Origin of the sequence: Anditalea andensis, from assembly GCF_000714815.1 — a bacterium.
In the GTDB taxonomy this organism is placed as follows: Bacteria; Bacteroidota; Bacteroidia; order Cytophagales; family Cyclobacteriaceae; genus Anditalea; species Anditalea andensis.
The window spans coordinates 188840-203632 of record NZ_JMIH01000028.1; the positions used below are offsets into that span (position 1 = coordinate 188840).

14 protein-coding genes are annotated in these 14793 nt (G+C 40.1%); 5 read left to right on the forward strand and 9 right to left on the reverse strand.

The features are described 5' to 3' along the window. Nucleotides 1-47 precede the first annotated feature (47 nt). The 6 genes from EL17_RS20040 to EL17_RS23665 all read right to left on the reverse strand — a co-directional run bounded on the left by EL17_RS20040 (nt 48) and on the right by EL17_RS23665 (nt 7176). Complete coding sequence (locus EL17_RS20040; protein ID WP_035078509.1) at nt 48-611, reverse strand: hypothetical protein; 564 nt, start codon at nt 609-611, stop codon at nt 48-50. 75 nt (nt 612-686) lie between these two features. Further along, nucleotides 687-2087 carry a hypothetical protein gene (locus EL17_RS20045; protein WP_035078512.1) on the reverse strand — a complete coding sequence of 467 codons (1401 nt, stop codon included), beginning with the start codon at nt 2085-2087 and terminating at the stop codon, nt 687-689. 38 nt (nt 2088-2125) lie between these two features. Next, on the reverse strand, nt 2126-4960 hold the full coding sequence (locus EL17_RS20050; protein WP_035078515.1) for a TonB-dependent receptor: 2835 nt from the start codon (nt 4958-4960) through the stop codon (nt 2126-2128). Between the two features lie 170 nt (nt 4961-5130). Continuing rightward, nucleotides 5131-6102 (reverse strand): AAA family ATPase, encoded by a 972-nt coding sequence (locus EL17_RS20055; RefSeq protein WP_035078518.1) that lies wholly within the window; start codon nt 6100-6102, stop codon nt 5131-5133. A 191-nt stretch (nt 6103-6293) separates the two neighbouring features. Continuing rightward, the gene (locus EL17_RS20060) at nt 6294-6938 is read right to left on the reverse strand and encodes a pseudouridine synthase (protein ID WP_035078521.1); all 645 of its coding nucleotides are present in this window, start codon (nt 6936-6938) and stop codon (nt 6294-6296) included. A 61-nt stretch (nt 6939-6999) separates the two neighbouring features. Further along, entirely contained in the window at nt 7000-7176 is a 177-nt protein-coding gene (locus EL17_RS23665; RefSeq protein ID WP_164675184.1) for a hypothetical protein, read from the reverse strand. A gap of 167 nt (nt 7177-7343) precedes the next feature. On the opposite strand from EL17_RS23665, the gene EL17_RS20065 reads away from it, so the two are divergent. Together EL17_RS20065 and EL17_RS20070 are read left to right on the forward strand one after the other, a co-directional pair. Next, on the forward strand, nt 7344-7712 hold the full coding sequence (locus tag EL17_RS20065; RefSeq protein WP_164675185.1) for a DUF3450 domain-containing protein: 369 nt from the start codon (nt 7344-7346) through the stop codon (nt 7710-7712). Between the two features lie 149 nt (nt 7713-7861). Then, nucleotides 7862-8230 (forward strand): hypothetical protein, encoded by a 369-nt coding sequence (locus EL17_RS20070; RefSeq protein ID WP_164675186.1) that lies wholly within the window; start codon nt 7862-7864, stop codon nt 8228-8230. A 36-nt stretch (nt 8231-8266) separates the two neighbouring features. Here EL17_RS20070 and EL17_RS20075 read toward each other — a convergent pair whose 3' ends face one another. Then, entirely contained in the window at nt 8267-9745 is a 1479-nt protein-coding gene (locus tag EL17_RS20075) for a M14 family metallopeptidase (protein WP_084166285.1), read from the reverse strand. Between the two features lie 98 nt (nt 9746-9843). On the opposite strand from EL17_RS20075, the gene EL17_RS20080 reads away from it, so the two are divergent. After that, nucleotides 9844-10860 (forward strand): dipeptide epimerase, encoded by a 1017-nt coding sequence (locus EL17_RS20080; RefSeq protein WP_035078530.1) that lies wholly within the window; start codon nt 9844-9846, stop codon nt 10858-10860. Between the two features lie 12 nt (nt 10861-10872). Further along, nucleotides 10873-11928, forward strand: coding sequence for an aminotransferase class I/II-fold pyridoxal phosphate-dependent enzyme (locus EL17_RS20085; protein WP_035078533.1), 1056 nt, complete (start codon nt 10873-10875; stop codon nt 11926-11928). A 95-nt stretch (nt 11929-12023) separates the two neighbouring features. On the opposite strand, the gene EL17_RS20090 is transcribed toward EL17_RS20085, so the two are convergent. Further along, the gene (locus EL17_RS20090) at nt 12024-12506 is read right to left on the reverse strand and encodes a hypothetical protein (protein ID WP_035078536.1); all 483 of its coding nucleotides are present in this window, start codon (nt 12504-12506) and stop codon (nt 12024-12026) included. 30 nt (nt 12507-12536) lie between these two features. Next, a complete protein-coding gene (locus EL17_RS20095) occupies nt 12537-12917 on the reverse strand; it encodes a RidA family protein (protein ID WP_035078539.1) in 381 nt (126 codons plus the stop codon). A gap of 286 nt (nt 12918-13203) precedes the next feature. On the opposite strand from EL17_RS20095, the gene EL17_RS20105 reads away from it, so the two are divergent. Further along, complete coding sequence (locus EL17_RS20105) at nt 13204-14589, forward strand: dipeptidase (RefSeq protein WP_035078545.1); 1386 nt, start codon at nt 13204-13206, stop codon at nt 14587-14589. Nucleotides 14590-14793 lie beyond the last annotated feature (204 nt).

Genomic DNA, 14793 nt, shown 5'->3' on the forward strand with positions numbered 1-14793 from the left:
ATTAATAGGATAAACAGCCTCTTAATGCCTTCTCAAATTTTTATAATTCAATTATCGGCCATCAATGACCTATTAAGCCATCTTCTGGAAATAGTATCAAAAGCAATGGTTTTATCTGGAAATTCAATATACTCTTCTACTGAATTATGGGTATAATAAGGTGATAAATCTTCACCTTTGGCCATCTTATCAAATAGCAACATAGATCTGTCGGTAAATTCAGGTTCAGCCAGTCTCCAGGTTCTGAATACTTCATTGTAATGAATGATTTCTCCATTATCATTTCTCACAGCCTCTATGCCAGTAGCAAAATATTTCTCAAATCTGCTGGGAGCTACCTTCTTTAAAAGAAAGAATTCTTTTCCTTCGGAAGTTTTATGATAGGCTATTAGCTCGTGCTCCTTGGCATGAAGCTTATAATAGGGATCAAATTTTTCCTCAAACTTATTGTCATGATCAGCTCCTTTTTTTGGTAATTTGCCAAAATAGCGAACCATCTCGTACAAGGTCTCCTCCTGTTGGGCTACAGAAAGCTGATCCGGATTATAGTTTCTTGACATACAGCCGCTAAAACCCAAAAGTATTAGCCACATCCAGCAATATTTGATCATTTGTAAAGGCATTTAAATTTTAAAGAAAGACCAAGCTTATGGTAGCTTGGTCTTTTGTTTAATAGGTTTTTAATATTAATATGCTTTATCGATAGGATCGAATTCAGCCCAGCCATTGGTCCAGTCTGTACTGCCAAATGCGCCGATGTAAGCGACTTCCTTATTAAAGAAATTCGTCCTATTAGGTTCTTGGAATTTAGTAAGATCAAATTTAGCACCTGTAGCGATAAGACCACCACTGATTGTGAAATCAGGATTTGAATCATACGCACCGGCAAGTCTGCTTCCAAAGAACCAATTTTGCTTTATCCCCAAAGCAGTATGCTGCTCTTCAGATGCCTGCTGGTTGATCACCGTGTTTCTTCCTTCGATATAAGCACCTACTGCATTTACATCTACACCTGTGCCTGCCCTGAATTTTTCATTGGGAGCAAAGAAAATGTTGTTGGCTATATGTCCGTTACCGGCTACTGCATATTGGTTATAAACAGAAGGCTGGTTCATTCTCAAAGCTCTCGGAAAACCGGTAAAAACGGAATTGGTAATGGTTACTGCAGTTCTTCTTCTTAAATCTACCGCATGGGCATAATTGCCATTGCCAGGATTGGTACCAGTTGCTATGGGACCAATTATGGTAAAATTAGAGAAGGTACCGGTAGTATAAGGTGGTACATCGTTGTCATTTGGTCCGTTATCACACTCAAAAGCATTGGATTCAGACTGATCAGCATAACCTGGATATCTTACGGCTAGTCCAAACTGAACATTACCTGAATATCCAAAGTCTACGTCGAAATCATCGTCCCACATGGCAAAAGAAATTAAATTCTTTCCGTTTACAGTACCGCCAAACCACTCAAAGCCATCGTCTCCACCATAGGAAACCATCACATTTTCGAATTTGGTACCGCTTCCTACCCCACCAAGGGTAATGGAATTGGTTTCATTGTTTACAGATAGTTCGATACCGGCAAATTCAACTCTTAAGAATTCATAAACTCCGGAATTGTCATCGTTCATAGAAGCATCATTTCTACCGAAATTGACCGCAGGGCTGATGCCTTCTATTTGAGGATTGACCTGATTGGTCTGGGCATTTCCTAATATTACCAAACCGCCCCAGTCTCCCTTATCACGAAGACCCGCTTCTTGGTCTGATGTCATGACTATAGGTCTTTCTGCTGTACCCTGTGCCATCATTTTCCCACCTCTATCGATAATAAGGGTTCCTCTTGTTCTCTTATTTCCAAGAATTACAGTACCAGGTTCAACAGTTAGCACCTGACCTTCTCTAACGAATGTCTGCCCTACGATTAGATATTTTTTATCCGCCGTAAGTGTACGGGTAGTAAGGTCACCTTGTAGTTCGACCAAATCACTGTTTGATGGATCGTTGACATCTACTATCGGATCTTCCGAACATGCCATCCCTAGTATTAACAGGGATAATGATGCAAAAATGGATAACTTTTTCATTTTGATAATTTAGAATTAGATTATTGTTTATTTACTCTTTAAAATGTATACATAACAGAAGTGGTGAATAGCGAACCTCTCTTAAACTGAAATATAGGGTTATCCACATCTGTGTTGATTTTAGTAGAACCGGTCAGGAAGCTGGAGTTCTCGAAGAACCTGTATTTGGCATTGAATACATCCTGCACGCCACCTCTCCAGGTAAATTTATTACTTATACGCTTGCTGAAGGTAATATCAAGGGCATGCCTAGGCAGTTCAAAAATGGTGGGGAATAAATAGTTACCCACAGCATAGATACGCTGGCCAAAGATATTGTAGGCCGCCCCCACCTGTAGCCCTATCACTTCGTCATTATAAACCAATCCGGAATTGATGATATAGGGAGACTGCCCCTGTAACGGTCGCTTCTGGTCTTGGGCTAAATCTGCATCTGGACCAAAATCTACCTGAGACTGAATCAAGGAGGCATTTAGATTGAGGCTGAAATTATTTAAAAATTGACTGGGAAATACCCCCGCAAAAGATTTTCTGATCTCCAATTCTGCACCCACATTATAAGCACTATTGGCATTACCAAAATTAAACCCTGGTCCTTCTGTCTGTACCACGATTCTGGTTTCTATAGGGTTTTGAAAATATTTATAGAATACGCCAAGACTAATCATTTCTCCTACTCGCGGATAAGTTTCTATTCTTAAATCCAAATTGTGTAGGTCTGCTACCTTTAAATTAGGATTGCCATCAAAAGTCGCTTCCATCCTAAAATCATAGTATTGGAATGGAGCTATTTCTCTAAACTCAGGACGGTTTACTGTTTTGCCATAGCCAAACCTGAGCTGTGTCTGCTCAGTAAATGCATAATCCAAATTCAAAAAGCCCAATGGAGAAAATATAGGATTTTTAATGTTTAATGGTCCAGCATCATTATTACCATTCAAATTTTGAATATTATATTCCATCCTGGTGCCACCTGATATATTCAAGCTTCCAATAGGATAAACAATAGATAAATAACCCGCGGACAATAAATTGGTACCAGAGTAACTGTCCACCGGTCGGGTGCCTTCTTCTACTACCAGTCCATTGCTTCTTCTAATATTTTCAGGGGAAAAAATTTCATCCAAAGGCAAATATCTTATTTGCTCCCCGATCACCGGATCATTGGCTCCTCCTGGGTATAAATAGCTGAAATATCTTGAATTGAATTCCCTGTTTCTATAATCAACTAGGTACCCTGCCTTAAAAATTTTGGGACGGTCTTCACTCCCGCCAAAATTCTTTTCAAAATTCAGTCCATTAGAAACCCCATATTCTGTTAAATCACCCCAGTATCTACCCGTATCAAAAAGATTGGAGCTTGGAGGTAGGGTCATGGCATAAGCTTCTTCACCTGTTTGTGAAAAGTTAACCGTTCTAAACCTTCTGAGATCCGGCTCCTGCTCACCAAGATAATTTATTCCTACTATCCAATTCAGAGATGATTTAGATATGGGAAAGCTATGGTTACCTTCCAGTTGCCCGGAATAGATTGATCTACTCCTATAACCTAATAAATAATTTCTTCTTCGTAACCCAGCAAGCTGTACTGCGTCAAAACCCTCTCTCATAATGGTGACATTTTCACCGATTTGATTATAAAGGTTTTTAAAAGAGATACTGTTAAAGGCATTTATCTTATAGTTCCAATTTGAAGTAATACCTACCCTGTTATCTTTTTCATAGCTCATATCATCATATGCCAATCTATTGAGAATAGGTTGAGAAACATCTTCCCAGGTAAAATACCGCGAAAAATCGCGGCTATAACTTTGGTAAGACTGTGAGATATTAAAGCTGGTTACTGTACTTATGCTTGAGGCTCCTTTTAAATTGAAATATCTGCCTAAAGTGACGGCGGCCCTTTGATCGGGAATGGCCATAGTTTGCTGAGCTACAAAATCATTTCTGAAGCTTTTTCCCACTCTTTCTCTAAATTCAGAAAACCTATTGGAATTGACCATTTCATCTGTAGATGGCACATTCGAAGGCAGATCCCGCAATCCTCCATCAAAACCTAAAATATCGGTTTTCGATCCCTGTGCCTGTAAATGATTCCCAAAGGTGGTACCAGCCCTCACGCCAATCCCATATTCTACTGTAGTAAAATTTTCCTCAACCGCATTTTTAGTATAGAGCTTTATCAATCCCCCAGCAAAATCTCCAGGGTTTTCAGGTGATCCGCTTTTAAAGACCAGCATCCTGTCCAATGCAGAGGATGGGATCAGGTCAAACGAAAATGTCCTCCTGTCCACTTCGGTGCTTGGTGCAATGGCATTGTTGATCATGACCTGGTTATACCGCTCCGGTACTCCCCTTACCATGATAAATCTGTTATCCACCACGGTTACGCCCGGAACACGGCTCATGACCTGGGCGGCATCCCTGTCCTGGGAAATACGGATCTGCTCTGCGGAAATCCCACTTACCACGTTCAGCGAACGTTTGATTTCAGAAATCACGGCCATCTGGGTATTGGTCTCCCTTGATGCAGTTACCAATACTTCTCCCAAATTCCCCAGATCTTCTTCTAACTTTACATCCAATACCGTAGTCCTGTCGGCTACAACTATGACACCTTCCAGCCTCACAGTTTTGTATGAAATAAAAGACACCAGTAACTTATAATTACCGGCCTCTACTCTATTAAGCTCAAAAGAGCCATCCAGATCGGTGGCCACTCCCAGAGAACTGCCTTCAATTCTCACATTGGCGCCGATGATGGTTTCTCCCGTTTGAGCATCAGTCACCACTCCTTTAATAGTGCCTGATTGTGCAAATACACTTCCGGTGAGGAGTGCTAATGCAAGGGTTAAACGTAAAATTTTTTTCATTGATATTTGTAGTAAACGAACACCACAAATGTCACTAGCCAATGTAAACTGGATAGGTAGAAAAAGTTAATTATCGGTTAATTGAACTTATTAAAAACCAAAAAACCATCGCAATAACTTAATATTGCGATGGTTTTATTAATATATTGTTCAAATATGTAGCCGAATGCCTATTTGAATGTTACGGATTTATTAAGCGGAATTTTATCCAAGACTATATCTATCAGGTCTCTTGTGCTTACATTATCCGCCTCAGCTTCATAATTAAGTATAATTCTGTGGTTAAGCACATCCTGTGCTATAGATTTTATATCTTCAGGAAGTACATAGTCTCTTCCTTCCATCATAGCTGCTGCTCTTGAGGCTAGATTAAGGTTGATACTGGCCCGTGGGGATACACCGAACTGTATGTATTTGGCCTCTTCAGTCAATCCGTATTTTTGCGGAAATCTGGTAGCAAATACCAGTTCGATAATGTAGTTTTCCAAGGGCTCAGCTATCTTAACTTCATTGATCTTAGCCCGTATGGCAAAAATATCCTCCTTGGAAAGCACCGCATTTACTTCAGACATGTACTGCATATTGGACATTCTGCGCATGACCTCCAGTTCATCCGCTTTGGAAGGGTAATCTATGTGGACTTTCATCATAAACCTATCCACCTGCGCTTCAGGGAGAGGGTAGGTTCCCTCTTGGTCCACCGGATTTTGGGTAGCCAATACCAAGAATGGCCTGTCCAAATTAAAGGAAGTCTCCCCTATAGTCACCTGCTTTTCCTGCATGGCTTCCAGTAAAGCTGACTGCACCTTGGCTGGAGAGCGGTTAATTTCATCTGCTAATATGATATTTGAAAATATAGGACCCTTTTTTACTTCAAAATCACCATTTTGCTGATTATAAATCATGGTCCCTATAAGGTCTGAAGGCAATAGATCAGGAGTAAACTGGATGCGCTTAAAATCCAGGTTGATCACCTTGGCAAGCGTATTTACCGTCAGGGTCTTAGCCAGCCCAGGCACCCCTTCTAAAAGAATATGTCCATTGGTAAATAAACCTATTAAGAGTCTGTTGACCATCCTGTCCTGACCTACTACAACTTTTTTTACTTCATTGATTACTTCCCGGATTTTTTCCTGATGCATGTGCATATGTTATATGGTACTATGGATAATTTAAAAAGAAACCAATAATCGATCTGGTACTATAGGGATGCCAGCTGACTTTATTCCTAAAGAACATCCCTGTACTCATTTCCATTTGGTATCTATATAGCAAAACCTCCCTGAGAGAATTTCCAATTCCGAAATTAAAACATTTCTCCATTTAACACAATCTAACGTCGATTCTTATTTCTATTGGGGAAATGAGGGGATTTTGCTTCCCCTAATTTAAATTTCCCTGGTTCAATTCTGAGCAGGGAATAAATTTCTTCACGCGAATAAGACCGCACCTCTCCTACCTCAAATCCTTCTATGGTCAAATCCTCCATAGACCAGCGCACCAGCCGAAGGGTAGGGTAGCCTGCTGCTGCAGTCATTTTCCTTACCTGCCGGTTTTTCCCCTCTATCAAGGAAAGTTTGATCCAGGTATCTGGTACATTTTTACGGTACCGGATCGGCGGATTTCTGGGGGGAAGGGTCACATTTTCCGGCAGACTAACGGTTGCTTTTTTTGTAAGGTATGATTTTCCATCTACTGTAATTTTTACCCCGGCAGCTAGAAGGTGCAGGGCTTCCTTTTCAGGTATGCCCTCCACTTGGGCCAGATAGGTTCTTTCATGACCGAATAGGGGATTGAGCAGATGATGGTTCAGTGATTTATCATCGGTAAGCAGCAAAAGGCCCTCACTGTCTTTATCCAATCTTCCCACTGGATATACTTCTACAGGAAAATCCCCTATATCTCTTAGTGTATGGTCATCTCCGGAAAACTGACTCAGAATTCCATAAGGCTTATAAATGACAAAATAGTGCGGCATAATATGGTAATGTAGCTTAGGTCAAATAACCTTTACCAAAAAAATCAATGGCAAAGGATGATCAGCTACCACAGCCGATACAATCAAAATGGCTATCCATAGGTTTGGTACCGTTGAGCTGCATTTCCAGATTGTGGATCTGGTCCCGATATTCCATGTCTTCAAACATGTTTCCGGTAAGCATGGCTTTCAGTCTATCAATCTCCTGCTCTAAAGCTGTTTTTTGTTCCGTGTTCATATTTCTCTGCTTAAGTTTTATACATAAATATATAAAAGTTATGTAAAGTTCACCATTTTTAAAGAAAGAGATCACAGCTTCAAAATCCGGGTGACGGAACCAAATCTAACAATTTGGACTTTAAAAAGTTAAGTTTTCAAAACAGTCTGATTAAATATATACCCATTATGAAAAAGTACGGATTATTGATTGTATGTTTTTTAATGCTAACAGGTGGACCTCTATTGGCCCAGTCACGTAGTAGTAATGACACCATCATCGTAAGAAATGATGATTTTAGGAAAGCGGAGAAAGATCTGAAAAAAGCAGAAAAGGATCGAAAAGCTTATCAGAAAGAAATCAAAAAACTGGACAAAGCTACCGATAGACTAAGAAAATATGTGGTTAAATTTGAGGCTGACCAGCGTAAAGGTAAGCTTTCACCAATAGAAATAGGCAAAAGAGAACGTAAGATAAAAGACCAGGAAAAGAAAATAAATAAAATCCAGAAGCGGATAGATAAAATGGATAAAAAGAAACGAAAAAGCAGGACCTAACCTTTAGCTATTCTATTTCATAGTTTACAACTTTTTAATAGCTTTGGCGTTAGCGGAGAAAAGAGATCTACCTCTTTAAGTATTTGTCATAAGAGTAATACTTCATATTGGCTGATTTCAACTAGACCCTAGATAAACACTAAATTCAGATGAAAAAAATTTCCGTTTTCTTTATTTTAATGACTTTATTCAGTGGAATCATCTATGCCCAAGAAAAAAGCCAAAAAGAAATAAAAGCTGCCCAAAAAGAGGAAAAGAGAATAGATAAACAGATCAAAGCTGAACACAAAGCTACTGCCCAATACTTAGAGAATAAAAGTAAGCTCAAAAAAGCCAACCGCGAACTGGTCAAGGATACCAAAAGATTTGAAAGACAAAAGAGACGGGAGAATCTTTCACCAAAAGATATCCGAGGGTGGGAAGCAGATCTTATCAATCAGCGTAGAAAAATAGAAAAATTAGAAGCTGATATAGAAAAATATCATCAGCGCTATGGAAAGAACATTAGTTATAAATAATAAAAAGGGGAGCTTCCACAACCTCCCCCTTTTTTATTATTGAATTTTCAGTTGAATGTTTTGGTCTTTTGGAGATCGGAGATCGATCAGGTAGCCATTTATTATAGCATAATGAACCATACCTTCTTTTTCAAGGAGGAAATTAGCCTTACTCCCTAATTTAGCCCCTGCTTTTAAATCTCCTGTGGATTGAAAGATATTAATCGGGAGCTGGTGGATGGAATTATTTACTGTTTTTACCCGCAACCATAAATACCCTTTCTTTAGCATATCCATAGTTTCCTCATAGCTGGGTAATGCATTCAGCTCTTTTTCATAAACTTTCCCTTCTTTCATCACATATCCCTCCGCATCTATTTCATCATAACCATAATATACCGATAGGTCACCGATATCGATAATAGAGCTTTCAGTATAATAGCCCTCTTCTCCTTCTATTTCCCTCCTTCTTATGCCCAGATCTACCATATATTCCAGGTCATCCCTTTTAATGGTGACATTCCGCAGCATCACATCCATCAGCTTGGAATCATTGTCCGGAATGGCAAAATAATCGGCTACCTCGTATTGGGTGTAGGATGCTTGGGCTATTTCATAAAGCGCATTTAGGATGATTATGAAATTTAATTCCCTTATGTATTGCTTTTCAGGATCACCAGGGTATCCTCCTGATTCTATCAAAATGGCACTGGTCCCCCATCGCTGAAAATTATCCCCAAAGGCCCTTGGTTCAAATCCATCATCGTATTTTCCGACATGCCCAGGGATGATCTCCTGCAGTAGCCCGTTCATTCCTACAATGACCTGCAGCGCTCTTCTCCTTACATCATTTATTTCAGTTTCATAATTAAAAGCGGGAGCCAATACAGAAATAGTAGCCGGTTTTGGCGTTCTTTCTACATTATAATAGATCTGCTGATCATGAAGGTTGAACCCAAAATCAGGACCGAAATCCTCTCTGGCCTTCCGTAGGATGACTGATTCAGGAGAAGTCAATTGTATAGCATCCCGATTGAGGTCTATATCCAAAGCATTTCTCCTGATAAAGGCTTCAGCTCCATCAGGATTAACCATTGGAATGAACCTTAGATCCAGTTTTTCCCGTATGGTTTGCCTGATAGATTCAAATTCATCATCGCCGGCTTCCAGGAAGTTGAACAAATCAAAAAGAGCCATAGTAGCGGTACTTTCATTGCCATGCATCTGCGACCATAACAGTACTTTTATATCACCCTGACCATAGCCCAACTGATAGATATCCCGTGCTTCTATACTAGACCCAAGTTTAGTGACACGGTACACATCTCCAAATTGTCGCTTTTCGATCAGGGGTAAAATATCTTTATGCTTAAACCTTCTATGGGTTATAGACTGCTCTTTATATAGATCATAAGCTGCTTTCCAGATACCTTTGTCAACCGGACCATTATTTTGTCTACCCAGGCAAAAATGGCTTACTACATAGAACAAAATGATACATACTGATAGCTTCTTCATCATTTTTTGGACTTTCATACAGATTATAAGTACTTCGTCAAATATGTCTTTTTATTTTGGCCCAAAATAACAAACTTCGAATAATATTTAAGATCCCGTTATCACAAGAAATTCATATGGCTATAAACTTACAGGTTCTTGTAAAAGAATTACCTTTAAAACACACTTTTACAATTGCTCACCAAAGCAGAGATTCCCAGGAAACGGTCATAGTAAGATTAGAAGAAGACGGTATCATAGGCCTGGGAGAAGCCACTACCAATCCATTTTATGGCATTACAGTAGACAATATGAAATCTTCTTTGGCATCGGCCAGGTCCATCATTGAAAGCAGCCTATGGGAGACGCCCGAACAGCTGTGGTCCCTTACCAAATCCATCTTTTTTGCCAATCCATTTGCCCAATGTGCACTGGATATGGCTGCATGGGATCTGTATACCAAAAAGAAGGGCATAAAACTCTATGAATACCTGAACCTTGACCCAAACCAGATCCCTACTACAAATTTTACTATAGGAATAGACACCATAGACAAAATGGTGGCCAAAATGAAAGAAGTAGAATGGCCCATTTACAAGATCAAACTGGGAACTGATCATGACCTGGATATCATCAGAGAACTAAGGAGGCACTCCGATGCGGTGTTCAGGATAGATGCCAACTGTGCCTGGACTGCGGCCCAGGCCATCGAATATTCTGATGAACTACAGCAGCTGAATGTAGAATTCATGGAACAGCCCTTGGCAAAAAATGATCTGGAAGGCATGAAAGAAGTCTATCAATATAGCAAACTGCCAGTCATTGCAGACGAAAGCTGTATCATAGAGTCAGATGTTAAAAAATGCCATGGCCTCTTTCACGGTATCAATGTCAAATTGGTCAAAGCTGGAGGTATCACCCCCGGACTTAGAATGCTGCATGAAGCCAAGCGTCTGGGCATGAAAACCATGGTGGGCTGCATGACCGAGTCATCAATAGGCATATCTGCTATAGCACACATTGCACCTTTATTGGATTATGTAGATATGGATGGGGCCATGCTTTTGTCCCAAGATATCGCTTCGGGTGTAAATATTATCCCCGGTAAAGTTACTTTTCCCGATGGGCCAGGTATAGGAGCAAGCCTGAAATAATCAAACCGGCTCATGAAACATTATCCTATCCAATCTAAAGTAGACAGAACCATTGTATATGGTAATGAGGAGTTTCTATATTTCAGCGGGACCAGCTATCTGGCTATGGCAAATCTCCCGGCCTTTGAAGAGCAGATTATTCTGGGCCTAAATAAGTACGGTGCCAGCCATGGCTCCAGCCGTGGCAGCAACCTTCAGCTCCAGGTATATGAGGATTTTGAAAGGTTCTTTTCCCATCAGGCAGGTGCAAGTAGGGGCTTATTGTTCAGCAGCGGTTTTTTGGCAGGCACTGCTGCTGTAAAAGTTATAGAAGCCTCCTCAGATATATTATTGGTGGCTCCTGATGCCCATCCCGCCATTGTTTTACCTGAACATACTGCCTCCCCTTCCATGTCATTTGACACTTGGTCACATGACTGTTTATCTGTAGCTAGGGCCAACGAAGGTAAACATATTACTTTCCTCAGCAACGCTGTCGACCCATTAAAGCTGGATATCCATGATTTTAAATGGATAAATAGTCTTCCTGACCATAACACTTATACCTTACTCATCGATGATAGCCATGCCTTTGGGCTGATCGGAAAAGGTATTTTTGGTACATACGAAAAATGGTCCCGGCTTCCTGTGGATCTAATCGTGTGTGGCTCACTGGGCAAGGCACTGGGAATACCAGGGGGCATAGTAATGGGTAATGAAAATTTTATTACAAGGCTGGAACAAGAAACCATGTTCAGGTCAGCTTCCCCTCCAAGTCCCGCTTTTTATGAAGCCTTTCTAAACAGCCAATCCTTATATGAGAAACAACAGCTCACATTAAAAGCAAATATCGCACTTTTTAAACAGTTAACCGTAGATCTGGACTATCTGAAATCATGTGATCAATATCCGGTATTTGCTTTTGAGGATGATAAGTTAGTGGAAAAACTTGAAAAAGAAAATATCATCATTTCTTCCTTCCCCTACCCAGAAGTGACCGATCCATGCATCAACCGAATCATTCTGTCTGCTTATCACCAGGAAAAAGACATTCATAGACTTGCCTCCTGTCTGAAAGATATAGGTTAAACCTTTTTTGTGTTTTAAGAAAAAGTAAAGGAACTGGTAAATAATGATGGTTTGGCAGTTTTATTTGATATTTGCCACTGTATATTAGCAGGTGATCAGTCTGTAGACTGTAAACTTAGCATTTCGCGGAATATATACTGGGACTTTTTAACTTTCCTGTTAAAGTGAGCCCATGCAAAGGCAAGATTGCCAACACCCGCACCGTAACTCAGCAAGGCAAACGTCCAATTTTTTTCTAAAATCAAAAAAAACAGTCCAATCAAAAATGTCACCACTAACCAAAAATATAAAAAGAAAATGGATCCTGGAAAAAGGGTGTATTTTATAAATAGGATGCATCCTGCACGGGTATGGTCTATATTTCCATGTATAAGGGGTAAAAAAGTATCTCCGCTATCCACACTTAAGGAAAGGTGAAAAGTATCTTCTTTCACCTTTCCATTGAATATCTTCTGAACCTGAAAATCTTCCACCTGTAGGTAACTGACATTTTTGGTTACAGCATCCAGTCTCCTCACTACTTCATTGGCAGTAAGTGAGGATACCAGTACCTCTGTATGTTGGGGAATTAGGTTCATACATGAAAAACAGAAATCAAATACAATAGTTTATCCTTTCACGGCAATACAGGAGATTTCCACATTAACATTTTTAGGTAATCTGCTCACTTCAACGGTCTCTCTGGCAGGGGGATTTTGTTTAAAATATTGTCCATAAGCTTCATTAATAGTACTAAAATCATCCATGTTTTTGATGAAGATACTGCATTTTACCACATGCTCAAAGCCATAACCCGCTTCGCTCAAAATGGCATCCAAGTGTTTCATCACGGCATGGGTTTCTTCGGTGATGTTTTCATTGATCAGTTCACCTGTTTCTACATCCAAGGCGATCTGCCCTGATACATATAAAGTTTGGCCGGCTTTGACCGCTTGACTATATGGTCCAAGAGGGGCAGGAGCTGATGTGGAGTTGATGATTTCTTTCATAGGAAATAAGTTAGAAAATAAGTATGAGTATATGGGTCTTTCGGATTTATACCTTAATTGTAAAAATAGGGATTTCTTTTTTATTGACTATGCGCAAAACGTAAAGATCCTGCCAATATCTCATATAGCAGACTATTTAATATCGCAAAGCATCACTATTATGTACGTTTCTGAAATTTATAATACGCTTATTGATATCATCGGGAGATTTGATGCCGGTTAACCTGCATTTCTCCCCATAAAACTGTAATTTTGCCCTTAATTTAGAACCAGATAAAACCCTAATATGGCAGTAAAGCAATACATACAGCAACATCAGGAAAAATTTTTGAACGAACTGATTGATCTTTTAAAAATCCCTTCAGTCAGTGCAGACCCCAAATTCAAAGGAGATGTACTCCAAGCAGCTGAATTTGTAAAAGAGAGCCTGATCAAAGCTGGAGCAGACAAAGTAGAAGTATGTCAGACAGCTGGCTATCCTATTGTCTATGGAGAAAAAATAATCGATCCATCCGCACCTACTGTATTGGTTTATGGGCATTATGATGTGCAGCCAGCTGATCCCTATGAGTTATGGGATTCACCCCCTTTCGAACCGGTCATCAAAAAGACCGAAAGCCATCCCGAAGGAGCTGTTTTTGCCCGTGGATCAGCTGATGACAAAGGACAGTTTTACATGCATGTAAAGGCCTTTGAAGCCATGATGCAGACCAATGAACTCCCCTGTAACATCAAGTTCATGATAGAAGGTGAGGAAGAAGTCGGGTCCAATAATCTAGAAAGCTTTGTCAAAGAAAATAAGGACAAACTAAAAGCAGATGTGATCCTGATATCCGATACGAGTATGCTCTCATTGGAGACCCCTTCCATCACTGTAGGACTTAGAGGTCTGGCTTACATGCAGGTGGAAGTGACTGGTCCCAACAGAGACCTTCACAGCGGTACCTATGGCGGAGCGGTGGCCAACCCGATCAATATATTGTGCCAGATGATCGCTTCCCTACAGGATGAAAATAATCACATTACCATTCCGGGATTTTATGATAAGGTAGAAGAACTTTCTTTGGAATATAGGGCCCAACTGAATAAAGCTCCGTTTGACGAAGCTGATTATAAAAAGAAGCTAAATATAAATGAACTACATGGAGAGAAAGGCTATACCACTATAGAAAGAACAGGTATACGGCCTACACTGGATGTAAACGGTATCTGGGGAGGCTATACTGGAGAAGGAGCCAAAACGGTATTGCCATCGAAAGCGTATGCCAAAATCTCTATGAGGCTGGTGCCAAATCAGGACCATAAAGAGATAGCAACGCTCTTTCAAAACCATTTTGAATCTATCGCACCAAAATCAGTAAAGGTAAAAGTAACCCCACATCATGGGGGACAGGCAGCAGTAGTCCCTACAGACTCTGCCGGATACCGGGCAGCAGAAGCCGCTATATTAGATGCATTCGGAAAAAAAGCCATTCCAACTCGTGAAGGTGGCTCTATACCTATTACATCTTTGTTCCAGCAGGAACTAGGTCTGGATCCCATTTTACTTGGTTTTGGTCTGGATACAGATGCCATCCATTCTCCAAATGAACACTATGGGGTAAAAAATTATTTTATGGGGATAGAAACCATTGCCCTGTTTTTTAAGCACTTTAAAAACGCTGCCCAATAATCATTTTGCCGGTTCCTATAGGTAATGCTGCTAACGGTGATTTTTAGCTGTCTACTCCTGTAGGAACCTTTATGTCTACTGAAAGTATTCCAGTGAAGGCCTTGATAATAAATCATTTTTACTACGCATCCTTTTAGGGCTAATCAATAAAATATTGGAACTAAATTGTTTAATTTGCCCTTGATTATTCAGATTAGCTTACAT

Excerpts from the sequence above, each read along its gene's own strand:
- EL17_RS20095 (WP_035078539.1), bottom strand. The coding sequence starts at position 12,917 with ATGAAAGAAATCATCAACTCCACATCAGCTCCTGCCCCTCTTGGACCA.
- EL17_RS20105 (WP_035078545.1), top strand. The coding sequence starts at position 13,204 with ATGGCAGTAAAGCAATACATACAGCAACATCAGGAAAAATTTTTGAAC.
- EL17_RS20050 (WP_035078515.1), bottom strand. The coding sequence starts at position 4,960 with ATGAAAAAAATTTTACGTTTAACCCTTGCATTAGCACTCCTCACCGGA.
- EL17_RS23665 (WP_164675184.1), bottom strand. The coding sequence starts at position 7,176 with ATGAACACGGAACAAAAAACAGCTTTAGAGCAGGAGATTGATAGACTG.
- EL17_RS20040 (WP_035078509.1), bottom strand. The coding sequence starts at position 611 with ATGATCAAATATTGCTGGATGTGGCTAATACTTTTGGGTTTTAGCGGC.
- EL17_RS20085 (WP_035078533.1), top strand. The coding sequence starts at position 10,873 with ATGAAACATTATCCTATCCAATCTAAAGTAGACAGAACCATTGTATAT.
- EL17_RS20065 (WP_164675185.1), top strand. The coding sequence starts at position 7,344 with ATGAAAAAGTACGGATTATTGATTGTATGTTTTTTAATGCTAACAGGT.
- EL17_RS20080 (WP_035078530.1), top strand. The coding sequence starts at position 9,844 with ATGGCTATAAACTTACAGGTTCTTGTAAAAGAATTACCTTTAAAACAC.
- EL17_RS20075 (WP_084166285.1), bottom strand. The coding sequence starts at position 9,745 with ATGAAAGTCCAAAAAATGATGAAGAAGCTATCAGTATGTATCATTTTG.
- EL17_RS20070 (WP_164675186.1), top strand. The coding sequence starts at position 7,862 with ATGAAAAAAATTTCCGTTTTCTTTATTTTAATGACTTTATTCAGTGGA.
- EL17_RS20060 (WP_035078521.1), bottom strand. The coding sequence starts at position 6,938 with ATGCCGCACTATTTTGTCATTTATAAGCCTTATGGAATTCTGAGTCAG.
- EL17_RS20090 (WP_035078536.1), bottom strand. The coding sequence starts at position 12,506 with ATGAACCTAATTCCCCAACATACAGAGGTACTGGTATCCTCACTTACT.
- EL17_RS20055 (WP_035078518.1), bottom strand. The coding sequence starts at position 6,102 with ATGCATCAGGAAAAAATCCGGGAAGTAATCAATGAAGTAAAAAAAGTT.
- EL17_RS20045 (WP_035078512.1), bottom strand. The coding sequence starts at position 2,087 with ATGAAAAAGTTATCCATTTTTGCATCATTATCCCTGTTAATACTAGGG.